Genomic DNA, 20,531 nt, shown 5'->3' with positions numbered 1-20,531 from the left:
CAAATAGGGTGAATCGTGTTTAAATACTTATGCTAAACCGAGGTCTAGTACAAGCTGACGTGTTGGATCAGTCGTGTTCATGGTGTAAAAATGCAAGCTCGGTGCACCACCAGCAATCAGGCGTTCGCAAAGTTTCACAATCACTTCATGACCGAAAGCTTTAATGCTTGCTGTATCATCACCATAGGTTGCCAGTTGCTTACGAATCCAACGCGGAATCTCAGCGCCTGTTCCGTCCGCAAAGCGAATTAAGTTGCTAGCATTGGTGATTGGCATAATGCCTGGTGCGATAGGAATGTTCACACCTTCTTTTTGAATGCGCTCGACAAAATAGAAGTAGGCATCTGGATTAAAGAAGAACTGAGTTAAACCTGCGTTAGCACCTGCATTGGCTTTGTCGCAAAAATGTTGGATGTCTAGGTCAAAACTATCGGCTTGAGGATGCATTTCTGGATACGCAGCAACTTCAATATGGAAGTGATCACCTGAATGTTCACGAATAAAGCGAACCAAATCCGTTGCATAAGGCAATTCACCTAAACCGACCTGACCAGAAGGTAAATCCCCACGCAAAGCCACAATACGGTCAATGCCTTGATCTTTATAGATATCGAGTAATTCAGCAATACGTGCTTTGTCATCACCAATACAAGACAGGTGAGGGGCAACAGGTGTGCCTTTACCATTAAACTCTGCAATCGCTGCTAAGGTACGCTCACGGGTTGAACCGCCTGCACCATAGGTAATGGAGAAGAACTCAGGGTTTAGGAGTTGTAATTCTTGGTGTACGACTTTCAGTTTTTCTGCGCCCGCATCCGTTTTGGTCGGGAAAAACTCAAAAGAAATAGGAATGTGTTTCGACATGTTCAAATCCTTTTTTATAAATGCTATTTTTTGTGTTTACCCTCATCCCATCCTTCTCCCAGAGGGAGAAGGAGATGCATTACATTGAATAGAGATAACAAGATTTCATTGCTAACATCATTCTGTAATCAAAGTCCCTCTCCTGAACGTGCTTTAAGCACTGTTTTAAAGCTCAGTGCAAGAGAGGTTAGGAGAGGCTTGAAACTTAGTATTTATAAGCGTCCGATTTGAATGGACCTTCAACCGCTACACCTAAGTAGTCTGCTTGTTCTTGAGTCAATTGAGTCAAGACACCACCAAAACCAGCAACCATTGCCGCTGCAACTTCTTCATCTAATTTCTTAGGTAGAAGTTCTACGCGAATAGCAGCTTGCTTTTGATCTTCAGCAAGATCCGCAAATTTTTCAGCGAATAAGTGCATTTGACCTAAGACTTGGTTGGCAAAAGAACCATCCATAATACGTGATGGGTGACCTGTTGCATTCCCCAAGTTTACAAGACGACCTTCAGAAAGAAGGATTAAATAATCGCTGTCATTTTCTGAACGATAGACTTGGTGTACTTGTGGCTTAACTTCAACCCATTTATAACCACGTAAGTAGTTGGTGTCGATTTCAGTGTCAAAGTGACCAATGTTACACACCACAGCGCCTGCTTTTAATGAGTCAAGCATCGCAGCGTCACAAACGTGGTAGTTACCAGTCGTCGTTACGATGAGGTCAGTATTTTGAAGAAGATCCGCATTTACATCTTCTTTTTTACCAGTTTGAACGCCGTTTTTGTATGGAGATACAACTTCATAACCATCCATGCATGCTTGCATAGCACAGATTGGATCTACTTCAGTAACACGTACAATCATGCCTTCTTGACGAAGTGATTGAGCAGAACCTTTACCTACGTCACCGTAACCAATCACAAGCGCACGACGACCAGATAAAAGCATATCTGTACCGCGCTTGATGGCATCATTGAGTGAGTGGCGGCAACCATATTTGTTGTCGTTTTTAGACTTAGTCACTGAATCATTTACGTTGATTGCAGGAACTTTCAAAGTACCGTCACGAAGCATTTCATACAGACGTTGAACACCTGTAGTCGTTTCTTCAGTTACGCCGTGGATTTTTGCAATCACTTCAGGGTATTTTTCATGAACAAGCAGGGTTAAATCACCACCATCATCCAAAATCATGTTGGCATCCCAAGGTGTGCCATTTACATTGATTTGTTGTTCTAAACACCACATGTATTCTTCTTCTGTTTCGCCTTTCCAAGCAAATACAGGTACACCAGAAGCCGCAATTGCTGCAGCAGCATGGTCTTGAGTAGAGAAGATGTTACAAGAAGTCCAACGAACTTCCGCGCCCAATTCAACCAATGTTTCAATAAGAACAGCAGTTTGAATGGTCATGTGGATACAACCAAGGATTTTTGCGCCAGCAAGTGGTTTTGCAGCAGCATAGCGTTTACGTAGGCCCATCAATGCCGGCATTTCTGCTTCAGCAAGTTTGATTTCTTTACGACCGTAGTCAGCTAGAGTGATGTCAGCAACTTTGTAATCTGTAAATGAAGCATTAACCGCGTTCATTACGATCTCCTTAATTAAAAATAAAAATTGATCATTATGTTCGCGGATGCCGTTGTTGATTAGCACGAATGTCTAACCGAATCGTCGAGCCTAGCGATCTTACATTTATGTACCTGTAAGAAAGTCGCAGCATCCCTCGACTGCGGGCTATTGTACTTGGAAATTGATTTTGTTCCAATCTGTAATTGGTTAATATCTGTCTAACAAGAAAATTTTAATAGTGAACAAAATGAACAAAAGCTTTTCTTATGAAGTAAAGCAGTGGAACGATATAAAAGATGATTATTTAGGGGCAAGTTTAATTATTGGTAATGGTGCAAGTATAGCTTTACATCAAGAATTTGATTTTAGGTCGCTAAAGAAAAAAGCAGAAGAATTGCAACTTTTTGATGAAGATGTTGCGACGCTTTTTAAAGAGTTTAACACCTCGGATTTTGAGCTGATTCTTCGATTGGTTTGGCATGCGAAATTAGTCAATGAAAAACTGAAAATTAAGGATCAAAAAACAGATGAGGCGTATCAAAATATTAAAAATGCATTGATCAAAGTTGTACGAGCAGTGCATTGTCCTCGAACGCATATTGAAGATCAATTACCACAATTATATAAATTTACTAAAAGCTTTAGCACCATTGTGTCTTTAAATTATGATTTGCTGATGTACTGGATCAGAATGTATGGCAACGACACCACAATCAATGATGATGGACATGTGTTTAAAGATTGCTTTAAGAAAGGTGGTCTATTTGACCATGATTGGGAAAAATTTAGACAGTCTTATCGACAAGAAAAATCTATCACTTTGACATTTTACCAACATGGTAATTTAGCGATTTTTAGAGATATTTTTAATGCTGAGAAAAAATTAAAAACTTCAGAAGATTTAAAACTATTACCAATGATCACTCAATATTGGACAGATGATAAAATTCCTTTATTTATCGCTGAAGGAACAGGAGAAAAGAAACAAGAATCCATCAAGACAAGTCCATACCTGAGTACAATTTATTATGAAGTTTTACCGAGTTTAATCGGTAAGGATAAAGATCATAATTTGGTGATTTATGGATGGGGAATGGAGCAACAAGAATCACACTTGGTTAAGCAAATTTTTAAGTATCAATCAAAGGCTAAAGTTGCAATTTCGACGTATTCAAAAGATCAAAAAGAGTGTCATCGTATTTATACTGAAATAAAGAAGCTAGCTCCACAAGTTGAGGTGGAATTTTTTGATAGTCAAAGCTCAGGTTGTTGGAATAATCCTTGAGTTTAAATCTATAAGCATTATCATCCGCCCAATATATCTTGAGAGTGAACGTATGGCTTTAGAGATTCCTGATTCTTTGCTGAATCTAGAAGCGAATTGTGGTGTATTTGCCGTTTGGATGTTGCTGCAACATCATGGTGCCCATGTCGACATGAATGAGTTGATCAAGTTGTGCCGACATGATCATCAAGATGGCACATTTACCATTGCACTAGCGGTTGCTTTAAAGAAGATTGGATTTAAAGTTTCTTTTCATACCGACCCTGACCCGAATATCGACCGTACCGAACGACAAAGCTATGCCGAGGCAAAAGCTTTACGTATCCCGATTGAGTCCGCATTGAGCTACGCCCAAATTCAAGCTGCAATTGAAAATGGCAAAATGGCGATTGTGTACTATGACACATTAGATGAAGTGGGCAACCAGTCTTTGGTGTATTCAATAGATGATCGGGAAATTTGTTTCTTTGATAATTTTGAACCAATGCCTGCACTGGTATTTGAACAGCAACGTAAAGCAGAAGGCATTTGCCGACAGATTATTATCATTGATGACCATGACGCAAAAATTCATTCGACCATGCTGAACTAAATGATTCGAACGTCGACTTTATCTATTTTGTTAAAAGGTAGAATAGATAAAGTCATGCTGTCGAGTAGAGTTGAATATCAAGACTGAAGTGTCATATTGATCTGACTTTAAATCATCGGTTGACTTGTAAGATATTGAATAATTAAGAAATAGAAGAAGGACGAATAAGATGAAATGGGGCTATGGTTTAGGGCTATTGTGTCTGTGCGGTTGGGTCAATGCCAATGACAGCACGGGCTTTGTGGCGACAGGTGGTGTGCAATATCTGAAAAATCCTAAAATTTCCATGCACAGTGAAGATTTATTTGTGAGTAAAAAGCAGATTCGTGTGGACTATCAATTTAAGAATCTGACTGATCAAGATATTCAAGAAACGGTGTTATTTCCTTTACCGCGTGTGGGCAGTTCACGTGAAAGCGATTTTGCACATACCGAACATTTGCTGCAAAGTTTTAAAATACAAGCGAATGGCAAGAGCATTCAACCCCAGCAGCATGTACGCGCTTTTTTACCAACTTTGACCAAGCAAGGTGAAGTGAATTGGGAAGCCGATCCTGTTGATGTCACCAGTGCTTTAAAGAAATGTGGATTTACTGAACACGATTTGATGTATCCGTGGAGTATGCAGCAAGACGTTGATTACAGTGCTCGGATGTTTGCCTGTAAAGAGCCTCAAGTGCAGCAATTGTTAAAACCTTATCAAGCAGGTGATGAAATCTATTGGGAAGCGCAGATTATTTATAGTTGGCAGCAAAATTTTAAAGCCAACAGTACTACGCGTATTCAGCATCAATATGCACCATTGGTCGGCGGTTCAGTGTCACTGTATCCAGAAGAAGATGAAAAAACTTACTGTATGGATAAGCACTTTAAAGCGGGACTTGCCAAAGCCAAGGCTCAGCACGCGCCCTATCAAGCATTAAGTTATATTTTAACAACAGGAGCAAACTGGGCAAAACCGATAGCAGATTTTAAACTGACTGTAGAACGAGATGCGGGGGAGTTGGTGTCATTTTGTTGGGATGGAGAAGTCAAAAAAATTAGCCCAACACGTTTTGAAATGAGGAAAAAGAATTTTCTACCAAAACGCGATTTAGACCTTATTTTTGTTCATGTCCGCTCGTAAATAGAAGGTATTAAAACAGAAACCCGTTTCAAAAAGAGTTTCTGTTTTTTATTACTCGAGCTTAACTAGCTTGTTGCGCTTTGTCGTTCCATTCATCTGCTTTGGCTTCGTCAATTTCAACGCCTAAACCATGTGCATAAATACAAGCCAAGTCGCGCATGGCTTGTACGTCACCCAGCTCTGCGGCTTGTTGTACCAAGGCGACAGATTTTACAACATCTTTTTCGACCACATCGCCACGACGGTAGAAACCTGCAAGTTCTAAAATAGAAGCTGCATGTTTGACGCTACTGGCTTGCTTGAGCCAATGGAAGGCTTGTTCAAAATAATATTTTGCTTCTTTAGGATCTTCTTCTAGCAGTTCTTTTGCATAAACGGTATAGCCTTCACCGAGCCAGTACATGGCTTCGACATTACCATTTGCAGCAGCTTTTAACGCCCATTCTTCGGCAAGTTCAATGTGCTGTTCATCTTCACTTTCCATGTATAAAGTGGCAACCTCGAACTGTGCTGCTGCATTACCAGCAATTGCACGATTAATGAGTTCTGCTGAAATAGAAGGAAGTTGAGACATAGAAATTCCAAAGGCAGTCAATTAAAAAAGCCAATCTGAAGATTGGCCGAGTGATTATAGCCTAAAAGCTTTGGCGGAGTGCAGCATTAAAACCACAGCATTGTTGCACTCATCAGACAAATAATACACAGTGCAAGAGCAAAGGTTTTGATTTTCTGCTCAAAATAACTTAGAGAGACACCCACAAATAAAGCAGCAAAACTGAGGACACCCACCCAGAAACTGAGCATATTGCTGAGTTTTCCTGACAGAATACATATCACTAGACTGAAGGTGAGTAGTAGCCATCCTATGATTGTGGCGTAGCGCGTTTGTTTGGCATTGAGTTGATTGCCAAAAATCTGTTTTTGATGTTTCGACATTGAACTGGCTAAGGCAATAAAGGCTAAACTACATAATGAGTAAATTAATAAAAAGAACATCATGGTGTTAGCTCCTTTGTTCGAGGAGCTGCTTTGGTTTTTTTGCCAGTTAAACCTTTATGATTTTTGACTTTAAGATAAGCCATACCAAAGAGGAATGCCAAAGCCCATGCCATGAGGTCGAAGCTGGCAATCATCCATTGTCCTTCTGCAATACTGAGCCATAACGGATGACCACCTGTCAGTGCATTTAAAACAGGCAGCAAAGCAAACATGATGGTTGCGAACCCGAGTAATTCCAACCAAGCCTGACGATGGGTGCGGAAAATGGCATAAATGAGGCAGCATAACCACGTAATCAAGAAAACATTAATCTCCCAATCTAAACGTGTTTCGAGTTGTACTGGTAATAATCGGTTTGCATAAAAATAACCTGCACAAGCCAAAGGTAAACCAATAATTGCCGTAATATTGGTGACTTCAACCACGCGATAACCAAAAGATTTGTAACCTTGTTTTTGTTGTTGTGGCGCACGTTTGACACACCATAAAATCAATCCTGTTGCGACCATTAAAGTGCCCAGAATCCCCGAACTGAATAATAACCAACGCAGGGTTAAATCTAAGCCACGTGCTTCATGTAAAACAGTCACGACATTATAAATCCCCATTGGAGCTGAAGCCCGATAAGGTGAATTTTGCGCTGTGGTGTTGATACCCGTTCCATTAAAGGTAAATGTGGGCATAATATTTCGTGCAATGACACTTTCTGCATACAGTGCTTTAATTGCGACATTCGCCGCCGTGGTATTTGGGGCAATGATTTGAATTGAACCAATGGGATTGTTTTGCCACTGAGATGCTGCATAGTTCAACATTGGGGTGAGATCAGTCAGTGGGGCGGCTTGACTTGGTCTTTCATTTCTTTCGCGCTGCCCATGCTCTCCACGACCTTGTTCGCCATGTTTAGAAGAGTGCTCACCCGAACCTACTTGAATATTCTGCTGATTTTCAGATAAACCTGATGGAGTGTGAGCATGTTGCGGCATTTCAGCTTTTCGTGCGGAATGCTCTGGGTTAAGTGTTTCAGATGGCGGCTTGGATGGCTGAGCATTGGTCTGCGGACGTAAATCTCTGAGAAATTCTTGACGATCTGAATAAACCTGATTAATTCCCCAAGGCATGAACATAAACATGAGCAGTAATAAACCACTGAAGGTGATCATGATATGAAAGGGCAGTGCAAAGACCGCGGTTGCATTATGCGCATCTAACCAAGAACGTTGTCCCTTGCCCGAACGGAACGTAAAAAAGTCTTTGAAGATTTTTTTGTGAGTAATGATGCCACTCACAATTGCAACCAGCATGAGCATGGTGGCTAATCCCACTAACCAACGTGTCCAAAGTCGTGGTAAGCCATACAGTTCAAAATGAAAACGATAGAGAAAACTGCCGCCTCGCGTATCACGTGCTTGTAGAACTTCTCCCGTTTGGCTGTCTAGGCTAATACGTTCGCCACCACGTCGAGCACGCGGATCTTCGCCTTGTTTACGCACCATAATTTCAGTAGTAGTTTGACGAGAATTTGGCAGAGAAATCATCCAACTGCCTGCCTGAGGATGGTTCTTTTGCAGATAATTTAATGCAATTTGAGTTTGTTGGATTTGGGTATTATTGGCGACGGATTGATGTAGTTCTGGTTTCATCCATATGGTAATTTCGTTCTGGAAAAAACTGAGCGTGCCTGTTACAAAAATTGCATATAGTAACCAACCTAAAATCAGACTTGCCCACGTGTGTAACCAGGACATGGACTGACGAGGACCTTCAACTTTGTCATCTGGACGCATATCAAGCCCCTAAAAATTGCGAAGTTAGCCAAAGAACAAAGCATGGAATAAAAATGCCAAGGCTGGCTTTTAACGTTTTATGCACCATAAATACCCAAATAAAAGCTGCGCAATGAATGCTAAAAGCCAATAGCGTTGCGGCGATTGCAGCACTAGCTCGATAGTCTATAAAGGCTTTTGCAACCACAATTGCAGTTAGGGCAGAAAGTAGATAGCCACCAAAAATTGCCAAAACAAAACGATACAACACCATGCCACGATATTTGAGCAAGGCGGAATCGGATTGTGGTTTGATTTTGATGATAGGGGCTGCTATCAGCTGGTCTGGCACACTTGAATTATTCATGAGATTATCGGGAGATATAAGTTATTTAAATATTAATACGAATGATAACAATTATTATTTAATAAATAAATGTACTTTGTTGAAAATGTTGGTTAAACGAAGAAATCCCTATTTTTTATTTACGATGGATTAAAGCAGAATGGTTGAATGTTCGGTCAACTTTGCTGGAGTGAAGTTCATATACATTTTTGAAGTAATAGCGGTTGCTTGTATTTTAAGGAAAAATAACTCAACAATAAGCACATGCATAGATTTGAAAAAAGGAAACTTATGCTGAAATTAATTTATTACGTTCCAGAGAGTCACCTAGAGTCGACTAAACAGGCAATTTTTTCAGTAGGGGCTGGGGGGATTGGCAATTATGAACACTGTGCTTGGCAGGTTTTGGGGACAGGACAGTTTAAACCTGTGCAAGGGGCAAATCCATTCATTGGTGAGTTAGACAGTTTAGAGCAAGTGCCTGAATGGCGAGTAGAAACGATTGTGCCAGAAACCCATGCCAAAGCAGTGGCTCAGGCACTCAAAGCAAGCCATCCTTATGAAGAGCCTGCTTTTGAGTTTATTCAAATACTAGATATTTAATATTAAAGAAAGCTTAGCAGTGTCTTTAAGGTTGATGTTGTAATTTCGGGTTTAACCCACTTCGTCTTGCACTACGATTGAAATATATTTCAATCTTGTTCAGGTTCGACCTACTTTTCTTTCGGGAAAAGTAGGCAAAACCATTGTCATCAGCAAAACTCGGCAGAAATGATCATTTGATTTAGTGGATCGCAGAAACTATACGAAACATAATGATCTTACCTCGAACAGTTGCTGATGACGCGAACGTGTATCCAACTTTGGTGATGAATTAAATTGAGTTTGAAATTAAACCTTCTGAATAAATAACTCACGATCAAAACGGTATTGTGGGAAAAACACACCGTCTTTTGCACGTTCGCCTGCTGCAATGACCATGACAGGATATTGCTGGTCATTCAGTTTTAAGATTTTTCGAACCATTGGTTCATCAAAACCTTCCATCATGCAGCTATCAAAACCATAGGCACGCAAAGCCAAAACTAGATTTTCACACGCCAGCGCTGTAGTTTTGCTTGCCCATAATTTGGCATCGGCAGAGTTAAAAGCCGTAACAGGCAATTGCTTATCAAAGGTTCGTACCAACTTAAACGCGACTTTTTTGACGTTGCCTAACGCATTGAAATAGCCTGTTTTGTAGTTGTAGGGAATGACGCGATAATATTTTTGCACCGCAGGTGGTGTTTCAGGAAATGGAAATTCGCTGATGTTGCGTTTTGCCATATCATCTAAACGGTCCGTACGTGCAATACAGACAATCAGTTCAGCCGCGGTTTTGGCTGCCAATTGGTTTAGACAGGCTTTTACCAATTGTTTTTTTTTGCTTGGACTTTGTACGACATAAAAAGTCCACGGTTGTAAATTAGATGAGTTAGGCGCGAGCAGTGCTAAATCTAAACAGGCATCCAAAACGTCGCTAGGAATTGTACGATCAGTAAATTTACGTACTGAACGACGGCTTTCAATCACTTTACGGAAATTAGCAACATCAATATCTTGCGGGGCAGGCTCGTAGTAACGGGGTTTGCCTGAGTCATCTGCAATGAAATTCGATTGATTGGTGTCTGTCATGGGATTTATAAATTTTAAAAGTTGTTGTTTTAGAATATATCGGGTGCTGTTGAACAGGTGTTGTATTTGGGTGAGCTAAAACAAAAGGGGCTTAATGCCCCTTTTGACGTTCAATTAGTTAAATTGAGCAAAATCGGGTTTACGTTTTTGCATAAATGCTGCAACGGCTTCAGCCATTTCTGGTGAAGAAACACGCTGCATGAAAATTTCAGCCTCATGATCAATACAGTCCACGATGCTGTCTAGGTTATGCTTCATGAGCGCTTTGGTTTGACGTAACGATGCCAATGGCAATGCCGCTAAAATTTGTGCTTGTTTGAGTGCTGCTACATAGACATCTTCTTCAATGCTGTTGACTAGACCTGCTGCAACTGCTTTTTCACTGTTAAATTTCTGTGCAGTAAACAACAATTCAGCCGCTTTGTGGTAACCCGCTTGTTGAATCAGTAATTGGCTTGCTGCACCTTCTGGTGAAAGTCCAAGGCTCACAAATGGAATTTGGAATAAGGCAGTTTGGTCACTATAAACAAGGTCGGCATGCAGCAAAATAGTCACGCCAATGCCAATTGCCACACCGCGAACCGCAGCAATTAAAGGTTTAGAAAAACGTGCCGCTGCTTTTAACACGACAAACGGAGGTGCATCGCCAGATTTGCCTTGTAGTGGGGATTGAATGAATTGCATAAAGTCTTGCATATCATTTCCCGCAGTGAAATCGGCATCTTCACCCCGTAAAATCACTACGCGTACATCTTTAGATTGATCCGCTTCATCTAGGGCTTGAGCAATCCATAAATACAATTCACCGTACAAGGCATTTTTTGCTTTTGGGCGGTTAATGGCTAACGTCAAAATACCGTTGTCTAAATTTGCATTTAAATGTTCATGTGGTTGTTGAATACAACTGAGCGTCATCGTACTATCCTTGCTTTAAAATTTAGTTAAATTTTATGAGTCATTATGTCGTATCTTAAACAATAACGCTGCTACTGATGAGTTCATAAAAAAGTTCATTCTCTATGAAACATACATTTGATTATCTGGTATTTATTGGTCGTTTTCAGCCCTTTCATTTGGCGCATATGAGAACCATCCAAATTGCGCTGGAACTGAGTGACCATGTTATTTTGGCATTAGGTTCGGCACAGATGGAACGTAATATTAAAAACCCATTTACCGCTCAAGAACGCGAACAGATGATTTTGTCGAATTTTTCTGTGGAAGATGCTGCACGTATTCATTTTGTACATGTTATCGATGTTTATAATGATAAAAAATGGGTCAATTTGGTCAAAACTTTAGTTGCAAATGTAGTACAGCCTGAACATAAAGTAGGGTTGATTGGACATTTTAAAGATGAATCTTCTTATTATTTAGAACTTTTTCCAGAATGGGAAATGGTTGAAATTGATAGTTTAGAAGGTGCGATGTCTGCGACACCCATGCGTGAAGCTTATTATCGTGGGGAGATTTGGGAAAATACCTTTCCGCAAGGCACAATTGCATTTTTACAAAACTTCAAGCAAAGCGTGCTTTATCAACAATTACAACACAAATACCAGACCCAAGATAAAACCAATCTTGAGTAAACTATGGATTCATCACCTCGTTTGAGGGAATGGATATGCCATGCCATGTTGGAGCTTATGGGGCTTCATTTCCACTTCGGGTTTCTGGGTATATTTATGCGTTTGCTATGATTATGTCTATTCAAACTGCATTGGCTAGCCCGTGGTATTTAACTGCTGATTCTGAAGTTGGTTTTCATATTGACTCTTTTGGCGTGACTTTTGTGAAAGGTCAGTTTGAAAAAGTCCAATCCAGTCTTCAGTTTGATTTGCAACAACCTGAACAAGCCACAGCCGAGGTGATACTCGATATCACCAGTATCCGCTTGAATAGACCGTCTTTCAAACAGATGGTTTTGGGCCCAGACTTATTTTATGTAGAAAAATATAAAACAGTGATATTTACCAGCACTCAATTTAAAGCGCTTGGAGATCATCATTATCAAATTCTCGGCAATTTGACTTTAAGAGGCGTGACTCATCCCATTTCGTTTAATGCCACATTAGTTCCAAATTCGAATAATCCTGATGTGTTAGATGTCGAGGCGTATACTATAATTCGCCGTAGCGATTTTGGTATGAAAAAAGCCATGGGTGGAATTGGTGAAAAAGTAAATATTCAAGTCATTGGAAAATGGAAAAAAGAGTGACTAAACCGAATGTGTTTAGTTCACGTGCAGGGTGTCTGATTAAAAAGAAGTGTTCATTTGCTGATTCATATAGCTTGGCGCTTTGTCGATCATATCTCGCGTGAGTTGTGCCAACGGAGGAGATTGTTGCTTCCAGTGGTGCCAGTATAATTGAATATTGATATGAGCATCGGGTAATAATTCAACCCATTCTCCCGTATATAAGCGTTGCCCAATTTGATAGTCTGGTACCATTCCAAATCCTAGCCCATATTCAATCGCCTCTACAAAAGCCGTCGAAGAAGGAATAAAGTGGTGTGGATAGCTCTCAATATTTAAGCCAAATTTTTCCAGAATCATATCGGTATGCAGATGGTCTTTATCATTATAGATCACCGCTGGCGCCATTCTTAAGTTCTGTCGGTTTAAGCCTTGGGCAAACCAACGTCGGGTAAATTCAGGGGTTGCCACCATTCGATAATTCATACTGCCTAAACGAGTAGCTACGCAGCCTTTCATCGCGTGCTGTGCAGTCGTGATACAGGCACTGACTAATCCTGCTTCGAGTAAATGGTGAGTTTGGCTTTGATCATCGACTTTTAAATGCACCACAATTTTTTCACGTAGCAAGGTTTCCCGTATTGCTCGCAGTAACCAAGTGGCAAGGGAATCATCATTGGTGGCAATATTGAGTTGATAGAAGGGCGATTCAGGTGTTTGCCCCGTTAAGTCCTGTAACAGATTCTGTTCTAATCGCCGAGTGTGCTGTAAATAGTGCAATAACGATAAGCCTGCCTGAGTGGTGCGGCAAGGGCGCTCACGCACAATCAACAAATGCCCCAAGGATTTTTCTAAACTCTGTACACGCATGGTGACTGCCGAAGCTGTAATGCATAAGCGTTCGGCGGCCAAATCAAAACTGCCTGTTTCTGCAACCGCTAAAAATGCGTCACATTGTTTACTATTCAGCATGCCGAAGCTCAGCTCTCATTATAAGTTATGGGTCTAATCTAAGATAAATTGAGTTAAATTGATATTTTTTTAGTTTTATTTAGTTTAAGAAAAAATCCTTGATAATGCGATGGAGCAAAAAATAGAGTTGAAAAAGTCATGTTACAAACGTATTTACAGGGCATCGCGATTGGTTTTAGTCTGATTGTGGCGATTGGGGCGCAAAATGCTTTTGTTTTAAAACAGGGCTTAAAACAACAATCTGTATTTTGGGTCTGTTTTGTTTGTGCGCTGTCCGATTCAATTTTAATTTTGTTGGGAATCACAGGTTTTTCTGTGGTGCTTCAGCATTACCCTGAAGTTCTGGGCATGGCGAAATGGGCAGGGGCGTTATTTTTATTTTGGTATGGCTTGCAACATTTGCGTGCTGCTTTCAAATCGAATCAGGGGTTGCATGCAGCACAGCAAAATGAAACCAATTTAGGTCAAATCTTGATGGTGTGTTTGGCATTAACTTGGCTAAACCCGCATGTCTACTTGGATACAGTGGTACTGATTGGTTCTATCTCAACTCAATTTGAGCAGAGCAAACTCTATTTTGCACTGGGCACCATGACTGCATCATGGTTATTCTTTTTCAGTTTAGGTTATGGGGCACGACTATTAACGCCAGTTTTTGAAAATCCTAAAGCATGGAAAGTTTTGGATGGGTTAATTGCTTTGATTATGTGGGGTATCGCATTGTCTTTAATTTTAAATGTTTAATTTTAATAATGATAAAAGCCGCTGAGTTGAATGATCACTACAGCGGCTTTGAGTCTTAGGCTTGTAAAGCTTTTAGATCTGCAAGGACTTGTTCTGCATGACCCGCAGCTTTAACTTTACGATATTCTTTAACCAGTTTGCCTTGATGGAAAATAAAGGTTGAGCGCTCAATGCCCATGACTTGTTTGCCATACATATTTTTTTGCTTAATGACATCGAAGTGCTTGCACAGGACTTCTTCTTTATCACTGATTAAATTAATGGTTAAAGCCTGCTTTTCAGTAAAGTTTTGATGGGCTTTCACTGAATCACGTGAAACACCAATGATCGTAGTTTGCAGGGCATCAAACTGGTCTTTTAAACATGAAAAACCAACGGCTTGTGTGGTACAGCCTGGTGTTGAATCTTTCGGGTAGAAATAAACAATTAACCATTCAGTGGGTACTTCAGTTAAGTTGATTTCACCTGTAGTGGTAGGGAAAGTCTGATTTGGAAGTTGAATTGTATCCGTCATGGTTTATCCTTCAATTTGCTGTTGTTCTAGTTCAAGGGGTAGAAAGGCGTAATTTTCGTGATAAAGAATATCACCTTTCACAATGCCAAGTGCATGTTTGAAAATAGGTCCATCAATCACTGTAGTGTGGAATTCACCCGCTTCACCACACGGGTCGATGCCTCTTTCTACAAGTTGCTGAATATATTCAAGCGTGAGGATTTGTCCTAAATCTTCAATTTTCATACCTAAGTTCAGATTAACCGTCACAATAATGCTTTGAAACCCTAGTGAAATAAATTCCTGCACAATGTCTAAACGGGGGCGTTGCCAAAGTGGCATACATAAACTGAGCTGGCTTTTATCGCAAACAGATTGATTCCATTCAGCATGAACCATTAAATCAATATCACCTGTGACCAACGTTTCCGCACCTAAAGCTTGGGCTTTTTGCAGCAATTGAATAAAATGGCTTTCATAATCTTGCCAAGTGGCGGAAGCTGTAAAAATAGGTAATCCAATCGCATTGGCTTGTGCGTGAATAATGTCGAGTGACATCCCATGTGAGCGTGACTTTAAGCCTTGTTCTTCAAGCATCACAATGAGTGCAACGGCTTCACCCATTTGCATAGCTTGGTAGAGGGCAAGACTGCTGTCTTTACCACCGCTATAAGACGCAACAAATTTTTGACCTTGAGCGTTTGTATTCCATTCATTGCACATAATTTCAAGTTCTATTCATTTTTTGACATAGAAAAAGCCTGCATAAAGCAGGCTTCATTCACAATGAGCGAATTATTTATTCGCTTGTGCGTTTTTCATTGCCGCTTCTGATAATGACTTTAATTTTGTCGTTAACTGAGGACCAAAGCAGGCTTGTAAGTCTTTATTTTGCTTTTGAACAAAAGCGATTGTGCTAGGGCTTTTCTTTTGGTTAATGGCGCTTTGAATTTCCCATTTTTGAGCATTGGTTAATTTACCATCTGCTTCAACTGCACAAGTACAGTATTTGCTTACTTCAGCACTCGATAATTTATTACCTTTAGCTGTTTCTTCTTTACAAACATTAATTAACGCAGCTTTTACATTGGTGCTTTTATACGCTTCTTGTAGTTTGTTTGATTCAGCAGCATGTGAAGCTGTTGCGAACAATGCAGCTGCTGAAACCAATGTAGAAAGAATAATGTTTGATTTTAAATTTTTCATAAACTGTACCCTGTAATTACGGTATGTAACGTGTTGGATCTGCTACACCTGCATCTTCAAAGCCTTGTTTGCGTAAGCGGCAGCTGTCGCATTTACCACAAGCACGTCCTTGGTCATCTGCTTGGTAGCAAGACACCGTTTGACTATAGTCTACGCCATGTTCTATACCTAAGCGAATGATATTTGCTTTGGATAAATGTAACAGAGGTGTTTCAAATTTAAGAGGTTTTCCTTCAACACCGACTTTGGTGGCCAAGCGAGCCATGTTGGCAAAAGCATCAATAAATTCGGGACGGCAGTCTGGATAACCTGAATAATCAACGGCATTGATGCCAATCACAATGGCTTCTGCACCAAAAACTTCCGCGGCAGCGAGCGCGTAGGAAAGAAAAATAGTGTTACGTGCTGGAACATAAGTTACAGGAATACCTTCTTGCAACTGTTCAGGTACATCAATGCTATGATCTGTTAAAGCAGAACCACCTAAGTTACCTAAATCAATATTAATGACACGATGTTCTACACCAGCACGTTGAGTTAATGCACGAGCAGCATCAAGTTCAGTGGTCGAACGTTGACCATACATAAAACTGATAGCAATACATTCATAACGTGCTTGCGCCCAAGCCAAACAAGTCGTTGAGTCTAAGCCGCCAGATAACAAAACTATGGCACGAGGGCGCATATTAAAATCTCCAAATAGATGTATTTAAGAACAGAACTAAATTAACGACCAGTTTCATCATTCCATAACAGTTTATGTAACTGTAATTGGAAGCGAACAGGGAGATGGTCTTCTAAAATCCATTGCGCTAAGTCACGCGCAAGCTGTGGTAAGCGTACAGCACCTTTTTCTACAGCAAAAGCAGGGGAGAACCAAACGGTACTGACTTTATCCTGTAGTTGGTATTGTGCAACCTGTAGCTTTGACCACTCATAATCTTCACGGTTGCAAATCACGAATTTAATTTGGTCGTGTGGCGTCAAATAATCAAGATTGCTGAGTAAATTACGATGCTCTTCACCCGAAGTTGGGGTTTTAAGGTCTAAAACTTTAGAAATACGAGGGTCAACTTTAGAAACATCTAAGGCACCACTGGTTTCTAACGACACTTCACAGCCAAGATCTGCAAGACGTTGCATTAACGGTAAAGCATTGGGCTGTGCGAGGGGTTCACCACCTGTCACGCAGACATAGGGGGTTTTAAAATCAAGTGTGGTTTGAATAATGTGTTCAAGCGATTGGCGCTCGCCACCTTCAAAGGAGTAGGTGGTATCACAATAGGTACAGCGTAGCGGACAGCCTGTTAGGCGAATAAACACCGTAGGTAGACCTGCTGCATTTGCTTCACCTTGTAATGAATAGAAAATCTCCGTGATGCGTAAGCCCGCAGCCGGATCAGAAACAGGAATAGCCGAAGATCTGAGAGTATTCATAGTACAAAATAACCACAAAATAGAAAAATAAAAATCTCTACGACCATGACTGACCGTAGAGACCGAAAAGCATTTTGAAAAATTAGTCTTCGCGAAGTAATTCGTTCAAGCTTGTTTTAGCTCGAGTTTTCGCATCAACTTTTTTCACGATAATGGCAGCATATAAGCTGTAAGTACCGCATTTAGAAGGAAGGCTACCTGCAACAACTACAGAACCCGCTGGTACGCGACCATAGTGAACTTCACCAGTTGCACGGTCAAAAATCTTAGTTGATTGACCAATGAATACGCCCATTGAAATAACAGAACCTTCTTCAACAATCACGCCTTCAACGATTTCAGAACGCGCACCGATGAAGCAGTTGTCTTCAATAATGGTTGGGTTTGCTTGTAATGGCTCGAGTACACCACCGATACCTACGCCACCAGACAAGTGTACGTTTTTACCGATTTGTGCACATGAACCTACAGTTGCCCATGTATCAACCATTGTGCCTTCATCTACATAAGCACCAATGTTTACGTATGATGGCATCAATACTACATTTTTCGCTTGGAAGCTGCCTTTACGTGCAACTGCTGGAGGTACTACGCGAACACCTGCCGCTTTGAACTGTTCTTCAGTCCAACCTGTGAATTTAGTGTCAACTTTGTCGTAGAAACGAAGATCGCATGACTCAATTGGTTTGTTGTCATTTAATTTGAACGATAACAATACCGCTTTTTTAAGCCATTGGTGAACTACCCACTCACCGTCGATTTTTTCTGCAACGCGTAATGAGCCATTGTCTAAACCTGCAATAGCTTGTTCTACAGCGTCACGAATTTCAGCAGAACAGTCCGCTGCTGTGAAATTGGCACGGTCTTCAAAGGCTTGTTCGATAATTGTCGAAAGCTGAGACATGATCTTCCTTCCAAAAAAATTTTGAAGATTTTACACTATATTTGCCCAAAAATAGATGAAAAATCGTCTTAGCATCGGAATTTATAATTAAGGCAGTTCAGTAAAAACTTATGTTAAATTGTATAAGTTTTTAAGCAAATAAGTGTTTGCAAACTATATTTCATGAAATATGTATCAAAAGTTAACAAAAACCAAGCAAATCGTTCATAAAAAGCACCGATGTTCTGGTCTAGCATGAGTTCATCAAAACAGCTTCACGATTAAAAGTTTAATTTTCTGAGGAGACCAGTAATGAAAAAATTAAGTTTAATTGCGATTGCAACAACAATGACCGCTTTTGCAGGGACTGCAATGGCAGAAGAACCTGTAATTAATGATGGTCGTGTTTCTAATCAGCTAATGCCGACTTCTGTACGTGCTGAAGCGGGAACAACAGGCTATGGTGGTGCAGTCACTTGGACAGCCAACCCTTATGTGGGCGTAAGCTTGGGTTACAATGGCGGTGATGTTTCTACAACTGATGATATCTCGGTTGATGGCACCAAATATGATCTAGACATGAAAAATAATACGACTTATTTGAATGCCGAGATTCGTCCTTGGGGAACAAGTGAAAGTAAGTATGCTAAAGCTGTCTATGTTGCTGCAGGTGCCGCATACATTGACAATGACTATGATTTAACTAAACGTTCTCAAGACGGTACGATCAAAATTAACGGAACCAATTATTCTTATAATGGTTCAGTAAATGGTCAGATGTCCTTTAAAAATACCATTGCTCCTTATGTTGGTGTAGGCTTCTCTCCTAAAGTGACCGATCGTATTGGCGTATTTGGTGAAGTCGGTGCTTATTACACAGGAAACCCAACCGTAGAGTTGGATAAACAAGGTACCTTTGTGAACGCAGCAGGCGGCAATGCTGAGCAAGATTTACGTGCTGAAGAAAGCAAAATCCGTAATGATGATAAATATGCGTGGATGCCAGTGGCGAAACTGGGCGTAAGCTATCACTTCTAAGTGACATCTACTCATCAAAAAACGGGCATTAAGCCCGTTTTTTTATGCCCAAAGCCTGTATGAATCAAAAGTGATGTCCGATTTTGGCACCAAAGACCCATGCATCATTTTGATTGACTGCATATAAGGTGGCGAGTTTAGTATTTACTGCTGAGCTTTGTACTGTTTTGGCTTTATTGAAGCGCAAATATTGTGTGCCTAAAGCAAAAAAAGACTGGGGTTGCCAGTAATAAAGCCCACCAAGTCCTACGCTGTAGTAACCATCTACGGGGCTTAAGGTGGAAGCGGTATTGCCACTACCTACATCCCAGCCAAAATCAAAGGTTGAAACCCAACGCTGGTTATATTGATGTGCGATTCCAATTTTCCCAGACCATTGATCATCTTGATATTGAATCATTTTAAATGAGGCAATTTCAGGGGCATATTGCGCAGCACTGTCAATGATGGCGGCAAACTGTATGGGTTGAATGATATAGTCGCTCCAATTGACCCAACGCAGTGAAGCATACAGCAAATTTTTCTGAGAAATCCCTGTTTGAAAATCAAGATTGACTGAAGCAGGTGTTGCAATCTTAGTTTTATGTGTACTCGTTAAGTGAATGGGTTGGTTCTGAATCGATTCATTTACATGCACTTGATGTTTAATCGCAGAGCGATAGGTGAGACTACTGCGTAAGGCGTATTCTGGAATTTGATAACTTAAACCCGCAAGCCAACCTAGAGCATGATCCTTTTCAAACTCTGCGTGGTATCCATTTAAAAAATAGAAACTTTGTCCAAAAACCTGTAAGTCACCTTGAAAGCTTTGCACACCCAGACCTGCATAAATTTGCCAATTAGGGTTGAGTTGATAGCCAAATAAGGTAGTAATGTTCTGACTGTCAAAATGAATGTCTGTAGATTCTATGTCTATTGGACCAAGAGCAGTATTTGGACGGTAGTGGTATTGAATATCGACACCAAAAGGCTGATCGAAAATAAGCGCAGTGGAAATTTTAGGATGAGGCTGGAATTTCAATGCGGCTTGAATAAAGTTACGGTCTTCTACAAAGTTTCCTGTAGAAAAGTCAGTGATCCCGATTTCAGCCAATTCAGCTTGGTTTTGTACTTGACCTGAAATATCTGCATTTAAGTGAGCTAGTGTTATTTCAGTATAATGACCTTGCTCAAAGAAAGGTCCAATGGCTTGTCCAGAGAATTCCATGCCGCCCGCCTGCAATGTGGGGGGAATAAAAATAAGCATAGTGGTAAAGGTTCTGATCACCCACATATTTAAATATCCTGAATTATTATAATGAGATGCTTTATTTTGGTGTGCGAGCGATTGTTATTGTGT

Annotated in this window: 24 protein-coding genes; 8 read left to right on the top strand and 16 right to left on the bottom strand. The window is 40.5% G+C overall.

From position 1 onward, the window contains the following. Positions 1–27 precede the first annotated feature (27 nt). Positions 28–864 carry a methylenetetrahydrofolate reductase [NAD(P)H] gene (gene metF / locus E0H87_RS02475; protein WP_131322080.1) on the bottom strand — a complete coding sequence of 279 codons (837 nt, stop codon included), beginning with the start codon at positions 862–864 and terminating at the stop codon, positions 28–30. 205 nt (positions 865–1,069) lie between these two features. Then, the gene (ahcY, locus tag E0H87_RS02470; RefSeq protein WP_087526897.1) at positions 1,070–2,452 is read right to left on the bottom strand and encodes an adenosylhomocysteinase; all 1,383 of its coding nucleotides are present in this window, start codon (positions 2,450–2,452) and stop codon (positions 1,070–1,072) included. Positions 2,453–2,681: 229 nt separating this feature from the next. Between ahcY and E0H87_RS02465 the strand changes: the two genes are divergently transcribed. The 3 genes from E0H87_RS02465 (at position 2,682) to E0H87_RS02455 (ending at position 5,437) form a co-directional block, all read left to right on the top strand. Further along, positions 2,682–3,719 (top strand): DUF4917 family protein, encoded by a 1,038-nt coding sequence (locus E0H87_RS02465; RefSeq protein ID WP_227547295.1) that lies wholly within the window; start codon positions 2,682–2,684, stop codon positions 3,717–3,719. A 52-nt stretch (positions 3,720–3,771) separates the two neighbouring features. Continuing rightward, positions 3,772–4,311 (top strand): cysteine peptidase family C39 domain-containing protein, encoded by a 540-nt coding sequence (locus E0H87_RS02460; protein ID WP_131322494.1) that lies wholly within the window; start codon positions 3,772–3,774, stop codon positions 4,309–4,311. Between the two features lie 169 nt (positions 4,312–4,480). Beyond that, entirely contained in the window at positions 4,481–5,437 is a 957-nt protein-coding gene (locus tag E0H87_RS02455; protein WP_131322078.1) for a DUF4424 family protein, read from the top strand. A gap of 61 nt (positions 5,438–5,498) precedes the next feature. Here the strand turns inward: E0H87_RS02455 and E0H87_RS02450 are convergent, their stop codons facing one another. The 4 genes from E0H87_RS02450 to E0H87_RS02435 form a co-directional block, all read right to left on the bottom strand. Then, complete coding sequence (locus E0H87_RS02450; RefSeq protein WP_131322076.1) at positions 5,499–6,011, bottom strand: tetratricopeptide repeat protein; 513 nt, start codon at positions 6,009–6,011, stop codon at positions 5,499–5,501. Between the two features lie 86 nt (positions 6,012–6,097). After that, positions 6,098–6,436, bottom strand: a complete 339-nt coding sequence (locus E0H87_RS02445) for a DUF3325 domain-containing protein (RefSeq protein ID WP_131322074.1) — start codon at positions 6,434–6,436, stop codon at positions 6,098–6,100. After that, entirely contained in the window at positions 6,433–8,223 is a 1,791-nt protein-coding gene (locus E0H87_RS02440; protein WP_131322072.1) for a PepSY-associated TM helix domain-containing protein, read from the bottom strand. Before E0H87_RS02440 ends, E0H87_RS02445 begins: the two co-directional genes overlap by 4 nt. Before the next feature lies 1 nt (position 8,224). Further along, positions 8,225–8,569 (bottom strand): hypothetical protein, encoded by a 345-nt coding sequence (locus tag E0H87_RS02435; RefSeq protein WP_131322070.1) that lies wholly within the window; start codon positions 8,567–8,569, stop codon positions 8,225–8,227. A gap of 270 nt (positions 8,570–8,839) precedes the next feature. Here E0H87_RS02435 and E0H87_RS02430 point away from each other — a divergent pair, with 270 nt between their 5' ends. Next, positions 8,840–9,151, top strand: coding sequence for an NGG1p interacting factor NIF3 (locus E0H87_RS02430; RefSeq protein ID WP_131322068.1), 312 nt, complete (start codon positions 8,840–8,842; stop codon positions 9,149–9,151). A gap of 288 nt (positions 9,152–9,439) precedes the next feature. Here E0H87_RS02430 and E0H87_RS02425 read toward each other — a convergent pair whose 3' ends face one another. Continuing rightward, positions 9,440–10,222, bottom strand: coding sequence for a nitroreductase family protein (locus tag E0H87_RS02425; protein WP_131322066.1), 783 nt, complete (start codon positions 10,220–10,222; stop codon positions 9,440–9,442). Positions 10,223–10,336: 114 nt separating this feature from the next. Continuing rightward, positions 10,337–11,137: an enoyl-CoA hydratase-related protein gene (locus tag E0H87_RS02420; protein WP_131322064.1), complete on the bottom strand. Its 801-nt coding sequence runs from the start codon at positions 11,135–11,137 to the stop codon at positions 10,337–10,339. 104 nt (positions 11,138–11,241) lie between these two features. Here E0H87_RS02420 and E0H87_RS02415 point away from each other — a divergent pair, with 104 nt between their 5' ends. Both E0H87_RS02415 and E0H87_RS02410 read left to right on the top strand, forming a co-directional pair. Next, positions 11,242–11,811: a nicotinate-nicotinamide nucleotide adenylyltransferase gene (locus tag E0H87_RS02415; RefSeq protein WP_131322062.1), complete on the top strand. Its 570-nt coding sequence runs from the start codon at positions 11,242–11,244 to the stop codon at positions 11,809–11,811. 107 nt (positions 11,812–11,918) lie between these two features. Beyond that, positions 11,919–12,440 carry a YceI family protein gene (locus E0H87_RS02410; RefSeq protein WP_413773104.1) on the top strand — a complete coding sequence of 174 codons (522 nt, stop codon included), beginning with the start codon at positions 11,919–11,921 and terminating at the stop codon, positions 12,438–12,440. 39 nt (positions 12,441–12,479) lie between these two features. On the opposite strand, the gene E0H87_RS02405 is transcribed toward E0H87_RS02410, so the two are convergent. Beyond that, positions 12,480–13,391: a LysR family transcriptional regulator ArgP gene (locus E0H87_RS02405; RefSeq protein WP_131322058.1), complete on the bottom strand. Its 912-nt coding sequence runs from the start codon at positions 13,389–13,391 to the stop codon at positions 12,480–12,482. A 138-nt stretch (positions 13,392–13,529) separates the two neighbouring features. Between E0H87_RS02405 and E0H87_RS02400 the strand changes: the two genes are divergently transcribed. Further along, positions 13,530–14,135 carry a LysE/ArgO family amino acid transporter gene (locus E0H87_RS02400; RefSeq protein WP_131322056.1) on the top strand — a complete coding sequence of 202 codons (606 nt, stop codon included), beginning with the start codon at positions 13,530–13,532 and terminating at the stop codon, positions 14,133–14,135. 55 nt (positions 14,136–14,190) lie between these two features. On the opposite strand, the gene E0H87_RS02395 is transcribed toward E0H87_RS02400, so the two are convergent. The 6 genes from E0H87_RS02395 to dapD form a co-directional block, all read right to left on the bottom strand. Further along, on the bottom strand, positions 14,191–14,649 hold the full coding sequence (locus E0H87_RS02395) for a peroxiredoxin (protein WP_131322054.1): 459 nt from the start codon (positions 14,647–14,649) through the stop codon (positions 14,191–14,193). A gap of 3 nt (positions 14,650–14,652) precedes the next feature. Beyond that, a complete protein-coding gene (locus tag E0H87_RS02390) occupies positions 14,653–15,351 on the bottom strand; it encodes a diphthine--ammonia ligase (RefSeq protein WP_131322052.1) in 699 nt (232 codons plus the stop codon). Between the two features lie 72 nt (positions 15,352–15,423). Next, positions 15,424–15,834, bottom strand: coding sequence for a hypothetical protein (locus E0H87_RS02385; protein ID WP_131322050.1), 411 nt, complete (start codon positions 15,832–15,834; stop codon positions 15,424–15,426). A gap of 16 nt (positions 15,835–15,850) precedes the next feature. Then, entirely contained in the window at positions 15,851–16,519 is a 669-nt protein-coding gene (gene queC / locus E0H87_RS02380) for a 7-cyano-7-deazaguanine synthase QueC (protein WP_116759179.1), read from the bottom strand. Positions 16,520–16,560: 41 nt separating this feature from the next. Then, complete coding sequence (gene queE, locus E0H87_RS02375) at positions 16,561–17,271, bottom strand: 7-carboxy-7-deazaguanine synthase QueE (protein WP_131322048.1); 711 nt, start codon at positions 17,269–17,271, stop codon at positions 16,561–16,563. A gap of 82 nt (positions 17,272–17,353) precedes the next feature. Further along, positions 17,354–18,175, bottom strand: coding sequence for a 2,3,4,5-tetrahydropyridine-2,6-dicarboxylate N-succinyltransferase (gene dapD, locus E0H87_RS02370; RefSeq protein WP_131322046.1), 822 nt, complete (start codon positions 18,173–18,175; stop codon positions 17,354–17,356). Positions 18,176–18,466: 291 nt separating this feature from the next. Here dapD and carO point away from each other — a divergent pair, with 291 nt between their 5' ends. Next, a complete protein-coding gene (gene carO, locus E0H87_RS02365; RefSeq protein WP_131322044.1) occupies positions 18,467–19,192 on the top strand; it encodes an ornithine uptake porin CarO in 726 nt (241 codons plus the stop codon). 64 nt (positions 19,193–19,256) lie between these two features. Here carO and E0H87_RS02360 read toward each other — a convergent pair whose 3' ends face one another. Next, entirely contained in the window at positions 19,257–20,465 is a 1,209-nt protein-coding gene (locus E0H87_RS02360; protein WP_131322041.1) for an OmpP1/FadL family transporter, read from the bottom strand. Positions 20,466–20,531: the final 66 nt, after the last annotated feature.

Source organism: Acinetobacter sp. ANC 4178 (assembly GCF_004331175.1).
Taxonomy (GTDB): domain Bacteria; phylum Pseudomonadota; class Gammaproteobacteria; order Pseudomonadales; family Moraxellaceae; genus Acinetobacter.
This window is presented reverse-complemented; position numbering and strand designations above follow the sequence as displayed.